The 15,648-nt window shown below is 40.3% G+C and carries 16 protein-coding genes; 5 read left to right on the top strand and 11 right to left on the bottom strand.

Annotation, left to right across the window (positions count from 1 at the left end):
- Positions 1-100: 100 nt before the first annotated feature.
- The 3 genes from tpx to JMN12_RS04670 all read right to left on the bottom strand — a co-directional run bounded on the left by tpx (position 101) and on the right by JMN12_RS04670 (position 3,575).
- Positions 101-601 (bottom strand): thiol peroxidase, encoded by a 501-nt coding sequence (gene tpx, locus JMN12_RS04680; RefSeq protein WP_203137529.1) that lies wholly within the window; start codon positions 599-601, stop codon positions 101-103.
- Between the two features lie 292 nt (positions 602-893).
- Positions 894-2,588, bottom strand: coding sequence for a single-stranded-DNA-specific exonuclease RecJ (gene recJ, locus JMN12_RS04675; protein WP_203137527.1), 1,695 nt, complete (start codon positions 2,586-2,588; stop codon positions 894-896).
- A gap of 123 nt (positions 2,589-2,711) precedes the next feature.
- On the bottom strand, positions 2,712-3,575 hold the full coding sequence (locus JMN12_RS04670) for an RNA polymerase sigma factor RpoD/SigA (protein ID WP_088594954.1): 864 nt from the start codon (positions 3,573-3,575) through the stop codon (positions 2,712-2,714).
- A gap of 102 nt (positions 3,576-3,677) precedes the next feature.
- Between JMN12_RS04670 and JMN12_RS04665 the strand changes: the two genes are divergently transcribed.
- Positions 3,678-4,673, top strand: coding sequence for a glycosyltransferase (locus JMN12_RS04665; RefSeq protein WP_203137524.1), 996 nt, complete (start codon positions 3,678-3,680; stop codon positions 4,671-4,673).
- Positions 4,674-5,159: 486 nt separating this feature from the next.
- Here the strand turns inward: JMN12_RS04665 and JMN12_RS04660 are convergent, their stop codons facing one another.
- The 7 genes from JMN12_RS04660 to pncB form a co-directional block, all read right to left on the bottom strand.
- Positions 5,160-5,555: a PepSY-like domain-containing protein gene (locus JMN12_RS04660; protein WP_203137522.1), complete on the bottom strand. Its 396-nt coding sequence runs from the start codon at positions 5,553-5,555 to the stop codon at positions 5,160-5,162.
- Positions 5,555-5,998 carry a PepSY-like domain-containing protein gene (locus tag JMN12_RS04655; RefSeq protein WP_203082057.1) on the bottom strand — a complete coding sequence of 148 codons (444 nt, stop codon included), beginning with the start codon at positions 5,996-5,998 and terminating at the stop codon, positions 5,555-5,557. The genes JMN12_RS04660 and JMN12_RS04655 overlap by 1 nt, the downstream gene beginning before the upstream one ends.
- A gap of 334 nt (positions 5,999-6,332) precedes the next feature.
- Positions 6,333-6,704 (bottom strand): four helix bundle protein, encoded by a 372-nt coding sequence (locus JMN12_RS04650; RefSeq protein WP_203137512.1) that lies wholly within the window; start codon positions 6,702-6,704, stop codon positions 6,333-6,335.
- Positions 6,705-6,743: 39 nt separating this feature from the next.
- A complete protein-coding gene (locus JMN12_RS04645; RefSeq protein WP_203137507.1) occupies positions 6,744-7,415 on the bottom strand; it encodes an ABC transporter ATP-binding protein in 672 nt (223 codons plus the stop codon).
- Positions 7,416-7,961, bottom strand: a complete 546-nt coding sequence (locus JMN12_RS04640; protein ID WP_203137506.1) for a Smr/MutS family protein — start codon at positions 7,959-7,961, stop codon at positions 7,416-7,418. It abuts the gene before it with no gap.
- 36 nt (positions 7,962-7,997) lie between these two features.
- Positions 7,998-8,198: a hypothetical protein gene (locus JMN12_RS04635; RefSeq protein ID WP_009750772.1), complete on the bottom strand. Its 201-nt coding sequence runs from the start codon at positions 8,196-8,198 to the stop codon at positions 7,998-8,000.
- Between the two features lie 32 nt (positions 8,199-8,230).
- Positions 8,231-9,403, bottom strand: a complete 1,173-nt coding sequence (gene pncB, locus JMN12_RS04630; RefSeq protein ID WP_203137505.1) for a nicotinate phosphoribosyltransferase — start codon at positions 9,401-9,403, stop codon at positions 8,231-8,233.
- 225 nt (positions 9,404-9,628) lie between these two features.
- On the opposite strand from pncB, the gene JMN12_RS04625 reads away from it, so the two are divergent.
- From JMN12_RS04625 to JMN12_RS04610, 4 genes are read left to right on the top strand one after another with little or no spacing between them, the layout of a single operon-like run.
- Positions 9,629-12,109: an SLBB domain-containing protein gene (locus tag JMN12_RS04625; RefSeq protein ID WP_203082053.1), complete on the top strand. Its 2,481-nt coding sequence runs from the start codon at positions 9,629-9,631 to the stop codon at positions 12,107-12,109.
- A 4-nt stretch (positions 12,110-12,113) separates the two neighbouring features.
- Entirely contained in the window at positions 12,114-13,256 is a 1,143-nt protein-coding gene (locus tag JMN12_RS04620) for a Wzz/FepE/Etk N-terminal domain-containing protein (RefSeq protein WP_262896516.1), read from the top strand.
- A 34-nt stretch (positions 13,257-13,290) separates the two neighbouring features.
- Entirely contained in the window at positions 13,291-13,917 is a 627-nt protein-coding gene (locus JMN12_RS04615; RefSeq protein ID WP_203137504.1) for an HAD family hydrolase, read from the top strand.
- Complete coding sequence (locus JMN12_RS04610) at positions 13,914-14,309, top strand: pyruvate carboxyltransferase (RefSeq protein ID WP_203137503.1); 396 nt, start codon at positions 13,914-13,916, stop codon at positions 14,307-14,309. The genes JMN12_RS04615 and JMN12_RS04610 overlap by 4 nt, the downstream gene beginning before the upstream one ends.
- A gap of 62 nt (positions 14,310-14,371) precedes the next feature.
- On the opposite strand, the gene JMN12_RS04605 is transcribed toward JMN12_RS04610, so the two are convergent.
- Complete coding sequence (locus tag JMN12_RS04605; RefSeq protein ID WP_203137501.1) at positions 14,372-15,640, bottom strand: DUF2851 family protein; 1,269 nt, start codon at positions 15,638-15,640, stop codon at positions 14,372-14,374.
- Between the last annotated feature and the right edge of the window lie 8 nt (positions 15,641-15,648).

The following is a 15,648-nucleotide window of genomic DNA, read 5'->3' as shown; positions in this document are numbered from 1 at the left end:
TCAAACTTATAGACTTTGTCAAAGTTTTGGGACTTTGACAAAGTTTATGATGCAAAAGCATTTTTTAGACTTTTCGGACAGCCTTTTTGTGACACAATTATTAATTGTTAATTGCTTGGAGTGCTTTAGCGTAGTTAGGTTCGTTAGTAGTTTCGGCTACTTGCTCGGTATATACTACTTTGCCTTGTTCGTCGAGCACTACTATACAACGAGATAGCAATCCTTTTAGTGGACTATCGGTAAAAACAATAGGATAATGAGCTGCAAAATCACCGCGGAAATCGGAGAGCATTGTAAGATTATCAATACCTTCGGCTGCACAGAAACGTGTGAGTGCAAAAGGCAAATCTTTTGATATACAAAGGATTGCTACATTATTGAGTTTTGAAGCCTCGACGTGAAATTTACGCACTGAAGCAGCACATACACCTGTATCTACACTGGGAAAAATGTTTAAAATTACTTTTTTACCTCTGAAATCAGAGAGTTTTACTTCGGCTAAATCGTTTTTAACAGCTGAAAATTCAGGGGCTACTACGCCCACTTTTGGAAGTTCGCCAGCAGTGTGTGCAAGCTGATCGTGAAATGTAATGTTTGCCATTTTTTTTAGTTATTATTTAGTTGTTAGTCGTTAGAATAGCTGCAAAAATAATACCAAAATATATTAATTAGCAAATTAGGAAATTTGGAAATTAGCAAAATGTTTTAAATCTCCCACGAATTACACGAATTTTCACGAAATTGGGAGTGCATAAAAGTCTTTATTTTTTTATTATCTCACGAATTTTCACCTGACGGTGAATTATTTTGTGAATATATTATGTTACAAAGCTGTAAATCAATATTTTGTTATATCGAACTGACGTTAATTAGCAAATTTGGAAATTAGCAAATTATTTTATGTCTCTGACTTGCAACTGCAAACTTAGCTTGCCATTCCACAGGTTTTCTTCTACTGAATAGACAATGCTAAAAGGTTTACCTGAGGTGATGAGAGAGAGTTTATGTCCTAAACTAAAACCTACAGCATCGAAATACGGGGCACTGCCCACTTCGCGCAAACAGAGTTTTAAGTGCTCGTTATTCTTACCTATGCGTTTTGCAAAACCTGTATCGACTACATTTTCGGCATAGAAGAGCGGTGGCAGGTTGCAAGGCCCGAAAGGCTCGAACTGTTTGAGGACATTATAGAATTTTTGAGTGAGTTTACTCAAGGGAAGTGCGGTATCTATAGAGAGTTTCGGGGTGCGCAATTCAGGGTCGATGGTTTGTTTTACCACCGTTTCAAACACCTCTTTGAAGAGTGGGTATTGCTCGGGGAGGAGCGTGAGTCCTGCCGCGTATTTATGTCCGCCGAACTGTTCTAAATGTTCGCTGCACTGCTCCAAGGCCTCATAGATATCAAACCCTTGTACCGAACGTGCTGAGGCGGCATACTTATCGCCACTCTTGGTAAATACTATCGTAGGGCGGTAGTAATGTTCGATAAGGCGAGAAGCGACAATACCTATCACCCCTTTGTGCCACTGCTCGCTGAAAACTACTGAAGTATAGCGATTTTGCTCTCCATTGCGCTCTATTTGGTCGAGTGCTTCGGCGGCGATACTGCTATCTAATTCCTTGCGTTCGCTGTTGAGTTCGTCTATTTGTTTGGCTTTTTGCAAAGCTTGTTCAGGTGAAGTTTCGGTGAGTAGAGAGACAGCATATTTGCCGTGTTCTATACGTCCGGCGGCATTGATACGCGGGGCAGCCTTAAACACTACATCGCTTACCGTAATAGTCCCTTGATGTTCGCCAAAGAGCGCTTTTACTCCTGCTGAGGGCTGTTTATTAATCACTTCTAAACCGAAGTACATCAGCGTGCGATTTTCACCGTCCATTGGCACAATATCGGCAGCAGTGGCGACGGCGACTAAATCTAAAAGAGGCATCAGTTCACTGAACGGGCGTTGCAAATACTCGTGATATGCTTGCGCCAATTTAAAGCCTAAACCACAGCCACAGAGTTCTTTATACGGATAAGGGCAATCAGCTTGTTGAGGGTCGAGTACAGCCACGGCATCCGGCACTTGGTCTGACGGGCGGTGGTGGTCGGCAATGATACAATCAATCCCTTTTTCTTTGGCATATTGCACTTTATCAATAGCTTTGATACCGCAGTCGAGCGCAATGATGAGGGTACAACCTTGCGCCTCGGCATAGTCTATTCCTTGAAAAGAAATGCCATAGCCCTCGGTATAACGGTTGGGGACGTAGGTGTGCAATTTAGAAGTGAAAATGCTGAGATAACGTTCCATCAGAGAAACCGCACTAGTGCCATCGACATCGTAATCGCCATAGATAAGGATAGTTTCATTATTTTTTAAGGCTTGGTCTAAACGCTCAACAGCTTCTTTCATTCCTTTCATCAAGAAAGGATTATGCAATTGAGATAGGGTAGGGCGAAAGAAGTCTTTAGCCTGCTGAAAAGTGGTTATGCCTCGTTGGGCTAAGAGTATTGCCAAGGGCTCGCTGATGTTGAGCTCTTGTTGTAGCTGTTTTACAGTGGTTTGCGGTGGCAGGGGTTTAAAGTTCCAAAGGTAATTCATTTTATTTAAGTAAGAGGTAAGAGATAAGAAAAAACTTTGTCAAAGGTACGAGCCACATAGGCAGGAAACTTTGGCAAAGTGTAGAGGTACAGTCGTAATTCACAATTCGTAACTTGTAATTGACTATCCTAAGTATGTTTTTAGAATTTTACTGCGTGAAGTGTGTTTGAGGCGACGAATGGCTTTTTCTTTGATTTGACGTACGCGCTCACGGGTGAGATCAAAGGTTTCACCTATTTCCTCAAGGGTCATAGCGTGCTGGTCGCCCAAACCAAAGTACAAACGCACTACATCGGCTTCCCGTGGGGTGAGTGTTTCGAGTGCGCGCTCAATTTCGGTACGCAAAGAGTCTAAAATAAGCGACTTATCGGGGTTAGGCGATTCGTTACTGCGAATCACGTCGTAAAGATTAGAATCTTCTCCTTCAACCAAAGGCGCATCCATAGAGATATGACGCCCTGCATTTTTCATTGATTCTTTTACATCGTTTACGGACATATCTAACTCACGTGCAATCTCTTCGGCGGAAGGTACACGCTCGTTCGCCTGTTCGAGGTAAGCGTACATCTTGTTGATTTTGTTGATAGAACCAATTTTGTTGAGCGGTAAGCGCACAATACGCGATTGCTCGGCTAAGGCTTGCAAAATAGACTGACGAATCCACCATACGGCGTAAGAAATAAACTTAAACCCACGAGTTTCGTCGAATCGCTGTGCGGCTTTGATGAGCCCTAAGTTCCCTTCGTTGATAAGGTCAGGAAGAGTAAGACCTTGGTTTTGGTATTGTTTAGCTACCGATACTACGAAGCGCAAATTTGCTTTGGTTAGTTTTTCTAAAGCAGCTACATCGCCTGCTTTGATACGTTGTGCTAATTCTACCTCTTCATCGGCAGTGATCAAATCTACACGCCCAATCTCTTGTAAGTACTTATCAAGAGACGCGGTTTCACGGTTGGTTACCTGTTTGGTAATTTTTAGTTGTCTCATTCAGAAAAAATCCTTAATTTTGTCGATTCTTATACGCCCTATTATACGTATAGCTTTACACAGATGTTACAAAACCTTTGAATTTTAACATTATATTAACAGATGAAGTACAGTTTTATCATCCCTATATACAACCGTCCGGACGAGTTAGATGAACTACTAAATAGCCTTGTATCACAAACTTACGAAGATACTTTTGAGGTAGTAGTGATTGAAGACGGTTCTACTATTCCTTCAAAAGAAGTATGCGAGAAATACAAAAATGATTTATCAATCACCTATCTTCCTAAACCCAACACAGGCCCTGGTGACTCTCGCAATTACGGGATGCAACACGCTCAACACGATTATTTTCTGATTTTAGATTCCGATTGCATCTTGCCTCCTCACTATTTAGAAGCTGTAGACGATTATCTGCAAACTCATTATGTAGATTGCTTTGGAGGGCCTGATACCGCTACTGATGATTTTACTGATATACAGAAGGCTATCAACTACACTATGACGTCCTTGCTCACTACAGGAGGGATTCGCGGTAGCCAAAAGCGCATTCAACGATTTGAACCTCGTAGTTTTAATATGGGATTATCGCGTAAGGCTTTTGAGGCGACAGGTGGTTTTGGAAAAATACACCCTGGTGAAGACCCCGATTTAGTGATACGCCTCTGGGAACAAGGTTTTGACACTGCCTTTATCCCTACTGCTTTTGTATTTCACAAACGTCGTATTTCGTGGGAAAAATTCCGCACTCAAGTAAGTAAATTCGGACAGACACGGGCTATCCTCAACCATTGGCATCCAGAGTCACGCAAACTTACTTTTTGGCTACCTACCTGCTTTGCCTTAGGGCTTTGTGGGGCGTTATTACTACTTGTTTGGGGGTATATAGCCCCGCTGCTCATATATGTATGTTATTTTATCCTTATAGGTTGGGATAGCACCCGTGAAAACCGCAGTGTAAAAATAGGGTTGCTCTCGGTTTGGGCACTTCTGGTGCAGTTTTTTAGCTATGGCTGGGGCTTTCTCAAGGCTACTCTTAAAATTGCTTTTTCTAAAAAACCGATGGAGCAGTTGTTTCCTCACTTATTTTTCAATTAGGTGCGAGTGCGAGCCGCACAGGCAATTAGAAACTTTGGCAAAGTGTAGCAACATAATGTGAGTTTGACAGAAGTAATTGTTTAACAATTAGCAAAATATTTTAAATCTCCCACGAATTTCACGAATTTTCACGAATTTAAGACTGCATAAAACTCTTTACTTTATATTATCTCACAAATTTTCACCTAATGGTGAATTATTTTGTGAATATTTTATAATAGTTATAAATCAACATTCTGTTATACCGAACAGATGTTAAGATAGCAATATGATATTCAATAAAAAGAGGCTGTCCTAAAAGTTTTTCTTGAGAGGGCGTTTGCAGCACATACCCAGCTATCGCTGGCTTTCCTACATAACATACTCTAAAAGTAATTGATTATCAGGTTTATAGACTTTGTCAAAGTTTTGGGACTTTGACAAAGTTTATGATGCAAAAGCGATTTTTAGACTTTTCGGACAGCCTCTTTATTTGTAGTAAAGTTATTAATAATTTCCGATGGGATCGCCGTTGTGATTGAAAAACAAATCGGTGTGAGAGCCTATAAGATTTACTTTATAACCTATATTGGTTTTTCTAATTCCTTCGATGATATAACCCTGCTGGGTAACGTAATCGGATATTTCTTTAGGGAAGAAGGTAGTAGGGATACTATTGCTATTCTCGCCTTCTACTTTTAGCCAGTCGCCATTAGCTGTAAACTCCAGCTCGGTACGGTCTTTAAGTTCTACTGAATAGCCGTTGATATCATCTTCTCTTTCTACTTCTTTAACAGAAGTATGAGGAAAGTGAATGCTAATAAAATCACGAGCAGGCTGTGGCAATCGTGCGCACGAGCTGAGTGCAAGGGCTGCAAAAGCAGCAAAAAGGAGTTGTTTCATTAGTCGTCTATTCTTAAAAATTGTCCTTTAGCATTAAACTCTAAATCAAGCCCGTTAGCGAGTTCTATCTCATAGCCATAGCGTTTCTTTTGGATTTTGTAGATATCTGTTTGAGGGTAAGTTTTCTTTACGTACTGAGCGATACCATTAGGAATAAGTTTCTCAGGTACAGCCAGAGTGCGAGTTTTTACTTCTTCCCAGTCGCCATTGGCATAGAATTCAATTTCGCTACCATCGTTGAAATACACTTTGTAATCTTGGTCGTGGATATCGTCGTCTCTCCATACCGAAGCGATTTCTTCTATTTTAAAGTATTGTTTCACAAAAGCTTGAGCCTTAGCAGGCAATTGTTCAAAGGTAATAGGAATATCCTTAGCCGATACGTTTTGTACTGCCACTACTGTCAATAAAAAAGTGGCGATCATTGATACTAATTTTTTCATCGTTTAATCTGTTTTTAAGTTTAACGCTGCAAAGATAAGACCTAATTTGGGAAAGAATCTGGAATAATTACGAATTACGAATGACGAATGACGAATTTTGCTGTTGTTTATAATTTGCTCTTGCTGTTTTTATACTACTTACTAACATTTTAATAAGTTCAATCGTATTATCATTTATACTAAAGAATCTGGAATAATTACGAATGACAAATTACGAATGACGAATTTTGCTGTTGTTTATAATTTGCTCTTGCTGTTTTTATACTACTTACTAACATTTTAATAAGTTCAATCGTATTATCATTTATACTAAAGAATCTGGAATAATTACGAATTACGAATTTTGCTGTTGTTTATAATTTGCTCTTGCTGTTTTTATACTACTTACTAACATTTTAATAAGTTCAATCGTATTATCATTTATACTATTGTATTCAGTTTGTGTAATGTATTGTGTTTCCTTTAATAATTCCAACCAATAGAGCGTTTCATTAGCTTCTTTTTCAGCTATTTTCATCTTATGAATAAAATCAGGAGTACTCTCAGATCTTTCTGCCTCACAAATCATAGCCCCTATAGCGGTGCCACTACGTAAAACTTGGTCGGATAGCGTAAATTCTTTTTTATTCTCCCTTAAGTATTTAGAGAGATTTACAATCCTTACAGCAAAAGTAAGACTCTTTTTCCTTAAAACATTTTCTTTCATAACAAAAAGTCATTTTTGATTAATATTATTTGTTCCTCGTTATTCGTCTCTCGTCATTATACGACCATCTACCATTACGAGTTTTCTATCTGCCATAGTAGCCAATTCTTCGTTATGGGTAACAATTACAAATGTTTGTCGGAACTCATTGCGCAGTTGGAAGAAGAGTTGGTGCAGTTTTTCAGCACTTTCGGAATCGAGGTTGCCACTGGGTTCATCGGCAAATACTACTGAAGGGTAGTTCACCAAGGCACGTGCTACCGACACTCGCTGTTGCTCGCCTCCTGAAAGGGCATTAGGCTTATGGTCGGCACGCGAGGTGAGATGCAAAAAGTCTAATAACTCCATTGCGCGCTTTTCAGCTTCTTTTTTGCCTATTCCTCTAATGAGTGCAGGAATACAAATATTTTCCAAGGCAGTGAACTCGGGCAACAACTGATGAAATTGAAAAATAAACCCGATATGTTCATTGCGGAATTTTGCCAAGGCTTTGGAGGATAACGACAATATATCTGTGCCATTAATTACCAACGATGATGGTTTATTGGCATCGGGGCTGTCTAAAGTACCTAAAATATGTAACAAGGTGGTTTTTCCAGCTCCTGAAGCACCTACTATCGATACAATTTCGCCTTTGGCAACATTTACCGATACGCCTTTAAGCACTTCTAAATCTTTATAAGTTTTATAAATATTGGTAGCTTGAATCATTTATTTTGTATTTTGATAGATATATACTTCGGTAGCGCCTACGCCGTATTTGGCGTATTCGGCATCGTAGAAAGTAACATTGGAGTAACGCCCCAAGAGGAATTCTAACTCGGTACGCAATACCCCCTCTCCCACGCCGTGAATGAACACTACCCGCTGGATGCGCTGTGCAATAGCAAACTCTAACTGCCGGCGAGCGGTTTCGAGTTGTAGGGTAAGCATATCGTAATTGGTCATATTTCTTGTAGAATCAACCAATTGCTCGATGTGCAAATCTACCTCCATTGGAGGGATGTTGCGCTCTTTTTTAGTGAGGGGCGATTTGTTCTTTCGCTTGCTCACTACATCTTTGCGCAAACTCTCTTCATCTATATTTGTGAAAGCTCCTTTTAGAGGTGCATCTTCTTCAATAACTATTATTTCCTCAGGACGAAAAGTGAGCTCAAAGCCTTCAGTAGTAAGCACTGTTACCTGCTGAGGCGTAAGGCGCACTATATGTCCTTTGATGGTATCGTCTAATACTTCTATGTAATCTCCTATGTTCACTGTGTTAATTTGCTAATTTGCTAATTTGCCAATTTGCTAATTATCTTCTGGGTTTCTTATTTTCGTTGCTGGGTCTTGAAAATCTTCCTCGTTTTTAGAGGGTAGGTTACGCGAAATGCGGTAAATACCTATCATCAATAGGCTTATACCGCCAATGAGTAACGCTTGGTCGTATTTGGGGAACAGATAACGCGACAGCGCTACCAACACCCCTAAAATCATTAGTATGTAATTCATAAATTCGATTTGTCAATTTGTCAATTAGCTAATTAGCTAATTGCTAATATTCCTTTTGCGAGTTCAATCATTCTTGGGTCGCCGGTGTGCTTATTAGGCTCATCGGAGAGTTTTACAGTAGGCACCCACTCGTTGTCGCTGGTGAGTACTTCGGTGAGCTTCATCACTATGTTCATCGGGCGCAAACCTACATCATTAGTAAGGTCGGTACCTATACCAAATGAAATGCCTATTTTTCCTTTACAAGCCTCAGTAATAGCTTGTACTTTTTGAGGGTTAAGTCCGTCGGAGAAAATAATGTATTTAGAGAGTGGGTCTATCCCCATTTTTTTGTAATGAGCAATCGTTTTTTCAGCAAAGACTATAGGGTCGCCACTATCGTGACGCACACCGTCAAACAACTTGCTAAATTTCTTGTCGAACTGCTTGAAAAACACATCGGTAGTATAGGTGTCGGAAAGGGCTACCCCAAGGTCGCCTCGGTACACATCTACCCAGTGTTCCAATGATAGTGCATTAGCCATTTTGTAGCTGTACTCAGCTGCGTGGAACATAAACCACTCGTGAGCGTGAGTACCTATGGGTTTTACCTTGTATTTCATCGCAAAATGCACGTTGCTGGAGCCTATAAAGGTTTGGTTGTAGCCTTCCATTAAAGTGTGCATCACGATGTCGTGTACGTGATACGAATGGCGACGACGGGTGCCAAACTCAGCAAATACAACGCCTAATTCTTTGTATAACAATTCTTTTTCACGGGTGTTAGCAATCACCTGCTCATCTGTCCAAGCCGTCGCTTTGGTAAGTTTGTAGAAAAGTTCGCTAATCACCGAAAGCAGAGGTACTTCCCAAAGGATGGTGCGATACCAATACCCCTCAACAGTTACCTGCAAGTCGGTGTCGTGTTGTTCAATATGCACTTCAGAAGGGTCATAGCGATACCCTTCCAAAAAGTCTAAATACAACGGACTCAAATAAGGGCAGTTATCTTTCAAAAACTGTTTTTCGGCTTTAGTGAGTTTCAGTTTTGCCATATTGTTCACCTCTTCGCGCATAGCATCGGCAAAGCCTTCGGGGAATTCGTGTTTGCCGCGGTTGATAAAGGTGTAACGCGCTTTGTTTTTAGGGAATAACTGCACTACGCCACATTGCATAGTGAATTTGTAGAAATCGTTGTCTAATAATGAATTTAAGATTGCAGACATATATTCTCAATTAACAATTAATATTTAACAAAAGCAACTGTTTATCAATGAATGAAAAACAACCCCATTTTGTTGAAAATGTTTTATTTTGGGCAAAGATATGATTTTTTTTTTAATTAGAATGAATTGTTAGGAATATAATAGGCTAAACAGAAAAAAATACTAATTCACTCATTGGGTAATTAACAAATTATTCGTAATTTTGCCCCCAAAACAGATTTTAGAATGTCGAGACTTAAATTACTTCTTTTATTTTTATTTATAACAACCGCCCCCGTAATAGGTCAAATAGGTAATAATCAGCAATATAACAATGTTGATATCACCACTGTAAACATCGATAATCTCACCGATGGACAAATCAAAACCTATTGGGATCGCGCTCAAGCACAAGGTTATACCTTAGACCAATTTCTCGCTTTAGCACGTTCACGCGGGATGCAAGAAACGCAAGTGATGAAATTGCGCCAGCGCATTATGCAGCTCGACAGCTATTCTGGCACTCAAAAATCTAATGCGAAAAACAAGAACACCAATGACAAAATGCGCCGTCCTGCGGAGGGTGATGACATCTTTGGTTATACCGGTAGAGAGAAAAAAGATTCCCTCAACCGCAAACAGAAAAAAGACTCTATCTTTGGGATGAGTTTCTTCAAAAATCCCAAAATTTCCTTTACTCCTAACCTAAATATGCCTACCCCCGAAAACTACCAAGTAGGGCCTGGCGACGAACTACTTGTGGAAGTGTGGGGAGCTACCGAGGGTTCTTTCAAACAAAAAGTAGATGCTGAGGGTAATATTTTTCTCAATGGTGTGGGACGCATACACGTATCAGGACTTTCGTTCAGTGAGGTAAAAGCAAAGATAAATTCGTATCTAAAACGCATCTATTCAGGCATTTCAGCCCCCGATGGCAGTTATGCTAAAATCTACACGGGCGTAACTATCACCCAAGTGCGCACCGTAAAAGTAAATATCATTGGCGAGGTAGTAGTGCCTGGCACTTATTCACTTAGCTCACTTTCTACTGTGCTCAACGCTTTATACGCCTGCGGAGGCCCCTCAGAAAGCGGTTCATTTCGGGATATCAACGTATTTAGAGGAGGCAAGAAAGTCGCTACTTTCGATGTGTATAACTTCCTGATTAACGGTTCGGAAAAAGGTAATATCGGCTTGCAAGACCAAGACGTAATCATCGTATCACCCTACAAAAACCGCGTGTGGGTAGAGGGTAAAGTAAAACGCAAAGGATTGTACGAAATGCTCGACAACGAAACCCTTGCTAACCTTGTTACTTTCTTTGGAGGTTTTACTTCCGATGCTTTTACCAATACTCTTGTGTTAGAACGCATTAAGGATGCTAAACGCGAAGTACAAGAAATTGCTTTTAGCGAAATTGGCAAGATGAAAATGCAAAATGGCGACCGACTAAAAGTGCATTCTATCACCAATGAATACCGCAACCGCTTGAGCATAGGAGGGGCTGTTTATCAACCTGGTACTTATGAGTTTAAAGAAGGAATGACCGCTCACGACTTACTCGAAAGAGCCAATGGTGTGAAAAAAGATGCTTCTCTCAATCGCGGACTCATCTTCCGCACCGAAAACCGCGTAGATTACCAAACGCTTAGCTTTTCGGTTAAAGACCTCATCGAGAAGAAAAACGACATCCCTTTGAAGGATAACGACAGCATTCATATTTTCTACAAAGATTCTCTTCAATACAAACGCTTTGTAAAAGTAGAAGGCGCTGTAAATTCTCCTAAAGAATTGCCTTTTATGGAGAATATGAAAGTGGAAGATGTGATTGCCTTGGCGGGTGGTCTCTCTAACGGTGCTGACCCCTCGACTATTGAAGTGTTTAGAGAAATAAACGACGGTAGCTTTCAGAGACTCAGTACAGCTTTCAAAGTATCGTCTAACAATGAGCTTTTACCTGAAGAAGGTACCAATACACTCACCCTGCAACCTAACGACATTGTTTCGGTGCGCTATATCAAAGGTTTTACCCCTCTGCAAACAGTCTCAGTAATGGGAGAGGTTGTCTACCCTGGTGTTTATAGCATCCAAAGCAAGAACGATCGCATTTCCGACCTATTAGAGCGTGTAGGAGGATTTACTCCTTTTGCCTATAAAGAAGGGGCAACTTTGATTCGCAAAAAAACTGATGAGGGTGAAATTCAGCAAGAAGATTTTTTAAAAGAATTGGTAGAGTTAGAAAGCAATAGTAGTGAAACTGCTAAATCACTGAAAAAAGCCAGCAAAAAAACTTCAGAATACCGTATAGGGATAGACATTAATAAAATTTTGAAAAAGAAACACAGCAAGCACGATTTACTCCTCAGTGATGGTGATGTGTTGCTCATTCCTTCTGAAAAACAAACTATTGAAGTACGCGGTGAGGTGTTAGCCCCTTCATTGGTGCGTTACCAAAAAGGACTTTCTTTGATAGATTACATCGATAGAGCAGGAGGTTTTGGCAATCAAGCTAAAAAGCGCGCCATCTACGTGCTTTACGCCAATGGCGATGTGCGCGCTACTCGCAATTCTCTTTTCTTTAGAAACTATCCTAAATTGGAACCCGGTGCTATCATTATCGTACCATCTAAACCCGAACGCCAACGCCTTAGCACTGGCGAAAGTATAGGTATTATCTCGGCAATTACCACTATGGGAGTGCTTATTTACAACGTACTAAAAAATTAGAACTATGGCAATTAACGAAAATCAAGAAATAAGAACTTCAGAAGACGTTACCAATCATTTAGAAGAAAATAAATTGATTCCTGTAGTCAACTCTGTAGAAGAAGAAACTGCTGAGGACGAAATAGATTTGATGCAGCTTATTCGCAAGATATGGAGCGCTCGCAAATCAATTTTGCTATTTACTTTGCTCTTCTTTGTTATAGGAGTTCTCATTGCCTTATTCTCAGCTAAAGAATACACCGCTACCACCATTATGGTGCCACAAACTACTGATGGCAAATCAACTGGTGGATTGGGAGGATTGGCAGCAATGGCAGGTATCAGTTTGGGAGGAGGCTCCGAAACACTCCCGCTCACTACCTACGCTAAAATCATTGAGAGTGTACCTTTTAAACAGAAATTAGCACAGACTAAACTCACTTTTTCTAACATCCCTAAACCAGTAACTTACGAAGAATATTGTAAGAACTACACTAGACCCAGTCTGTTGGGGCGCGTAATGGGTATTTTTAGTTTTTCTAAAGGTACTCCTGCTCCCGCTCCTGCAGCCCAAGACAGTACAGATATTACCCGACTCACCGACCAAGAGAGAGGAATTCTCAACAGTATCGACAGCCGTATCAAATTGGATATGAGCGAAAAAGACGGTTATTTCACCCTCTCGTTTGTGATGGGAGAAGCACTCCCTGCCGCTCAAATGCTCGAAAGTGCCCAAAAAGTACTGCAGGAAACTGTAACCAATTTCAAATTGCAAAAAGCCAAAGAAGAATTCGACTTTGTACAAAAACGCTTTGTAGAAGCCGAAAAAGACTTTAAAAACAAACAATACGCTGTGGCAGGTTTCCAAGACCGCAACCGCGACCTCTTTAGCAACCTTCCTCAAACTCGTTTGCAACAACTACAAGCAGAGTACAATTTGGCTTTCAACGTATATACAGAACTCGCTAAACAGCTGGAAGCCAAACGCATCAAGATGAAAGAAGACCAGCCTATCTTTGCTGTTATCGAGCCCGTGAGCATACCAAACTCTCCCTCTAAACCCAAACGAATGATGATTATCGCTATCTGGACGTTCTTAGGAGTACTCGTAGGTATTGGTAATGTATTCCTTAAAGACTTTAGACGACAACTCAAATCTAATTCCTAATTTCTAATTCCTAATTTCTAATTCCTAATTTCTAATGAATTACATTATCTTTGATATGGACGGGGTGCTATTAGACAGTGAACCAATGCACCAAAAGATTATTTATGAGACTTTTCAGTTAAAAGGTATTCCGTTTGATAAGGCGTATATACAAACTCTCACAGGTATGTCGGCTTTTGCGATGTGGGAAAAGGTAAAACGCGATGCCCAGCGAACAGAAAGTGTAGAGGAGCTAATGCAGTTTCACCGTGATTACTTTTTCAAACGATTACCCGAAGTGAAAGTTCCCTTAGTACCTCACGTAAAAGAAGTGTTAGAGAAATTTAAGAATGAAGGAAAGCACTTATCATTAGCTTCTTCTTCTGGACGCAAACTTATCGATATTTTTACTCAGCAAACAAATATAGCACACTATTTTGAAGTGATAATGAGTGGCGATGATGTGCAATACAGCAAACCTAATCCCGAAATATTCCTAAAGGTAGCCCAATGGTACCACTTGCCAGCAACACAATTTACAGTGATAGAGGACAGTACCAATGGCGTAAAAGCTGCCAAAAGTGCTAATATGCAGTGTATCGCCCTCCAGAATCCCCTTTCAGGCGGACAAGATTTAAGTCAAGCCGATAGCGTTATCCATTCAATGCAAGAACTTTTATGACAAACAGTAACATACAACTCATAGAATGTGTAACGATAGCCAATGAGGATTATTTACAATCTTTATTGGCTGTTGGTTTTTATGGTCTTGCTCTCAAAGCCAGCCTCCTCTCCTTAACCAAAGATTTAGATTTTTCAAATACCCAAACTAAAATTCTGCTCTTAGACGACGAACTGCCTGCTATTGCAAAACAAGGCATTACTATTAGCAGTTTAGCTACTGCCTACCAAGCCGGCGCTACGCGTTTTTATAGTGCTATCAAAGGTTATGGTGGCTATCTCCCTACCGAAAAACTTCTCACCTTCTTCCAAGCCCAACACCTGCCTACGGGTATGAACCTGCTCGCTTTTGAGAGTGCTTATAACGAAGCGCTGAAGCAGATAAACAACTAATAGGTAAAACAAGTAATAAAGCTGGGTATGTGAGCAAGTTCAATGACTTTATCAAAGTTTTTTTATCTCCTCCCTAAAATCGAAATCCCTATAGCACAATCTAAACAGCGTTTGGATTGGCAATAATGTTTGTATTGTTGTAGAAGTACTTGGGTATCAAAAGCAGTAGCAACAGAGGCTCCTAATTGTTGGTATTGGGTAATAATGCTGTTGCTCTCAGCTGTCATTGTTTTGAGTTCTTCAATGAGTGATTCGCTCTCGTCCTTGCCTAAACTTTGGTAATAGGCATATTTGAGTGGAATGAATACGTTTATCCAAATAAGTGTGATGAGACTTGTACTAATAGGCTTTTTTACTTTTTTAGAAGTCTTAGTAAAGGTATAGTGGGTTTCCCAAAACTCGGAGACTCCTACGACAAAGAGTTTTTGGATACTTTTGAAATCATTCACTTCAAGAATTTGTGAAAACAAACCTTCATTTAGTTCGTATAGCTGTGCGAGTTGCGAGAGTCGGATAGTGGGAAAACCTTGCGGACGCAAACCGGTGAAATGTATTTTTACTACGGGTGCAGAGAGGTTGTATTTCTGTTGTAGGTAGTGATAATTTTGCAAGAGTTCACGTGAATAGGTGAGTTCAGTTTCTTCGGGGAGTAAGCCTGCTTGCCCCAGTAGTAGTGCTTCTAAATGTAAGGGGTGTGAACGCTCTTTGCGAATAATACTAAAATCGAGATGTTTGCCCAATTGCAGGAAGGCTTCGCCGTTTACAGTGCCTCCAAAAGACTTGAGGAGCATACAAAAAAGTACTTTCTCCCAATCGAAATTAGCAGCTTTCCACAACTCGTTTACCGCAGTGGCTTTTTCTTCTAAACGTTCTACTAACAGACGCTCATTCCACGAAAGCAAAGTAATGGCAGGTACAGTGGTATATTCTTTTTCACAAGGAATAAACTGGTAGTGTGAGGCTACAGTCGTATTGTACCGCTCTAAGAGTTCGGGGGAGATAAGACCTCGGAGTTCTAAAGTGGGAATAGGCTGGTTGTTAGCATCGAATACTTCTATATCGTGTTCCCAAACTACGTGCAGAATCACATTGCGATAAGCGGGATCACTCTCGTGACCGTGCACATACCAATGCGATGATTTGAGATGCATTTCTACATTACCTGCCCATTGCTGCTCACCTATAAGCAGTTGGGCACTTTGGAAATCAGGACCTGAAAGAGAATTATACTCACCAAATGAGAGAATTTGCAAGCGCTCTCCCGTAGTAAGTACAGTATTGAGAGGTACTTTTTTGTATTTCCATAGGTAGTGTAAGAAATCTTCTTTCATTTTGATTA

It is taken from the genome of Capnocytophaga genosp. AHN8471, from assembly GCF_016806945.1.
Lineage (GTDB): Bacteria > Bacteroidota > Bacteroidia > Flavobacteriales > Flavobacteriaceae > Capnocytophaga > Capnocytophaga periodontitidis.
This window is presented reverse-complemented; position numbering and strand designations above follow the sequence as displayed.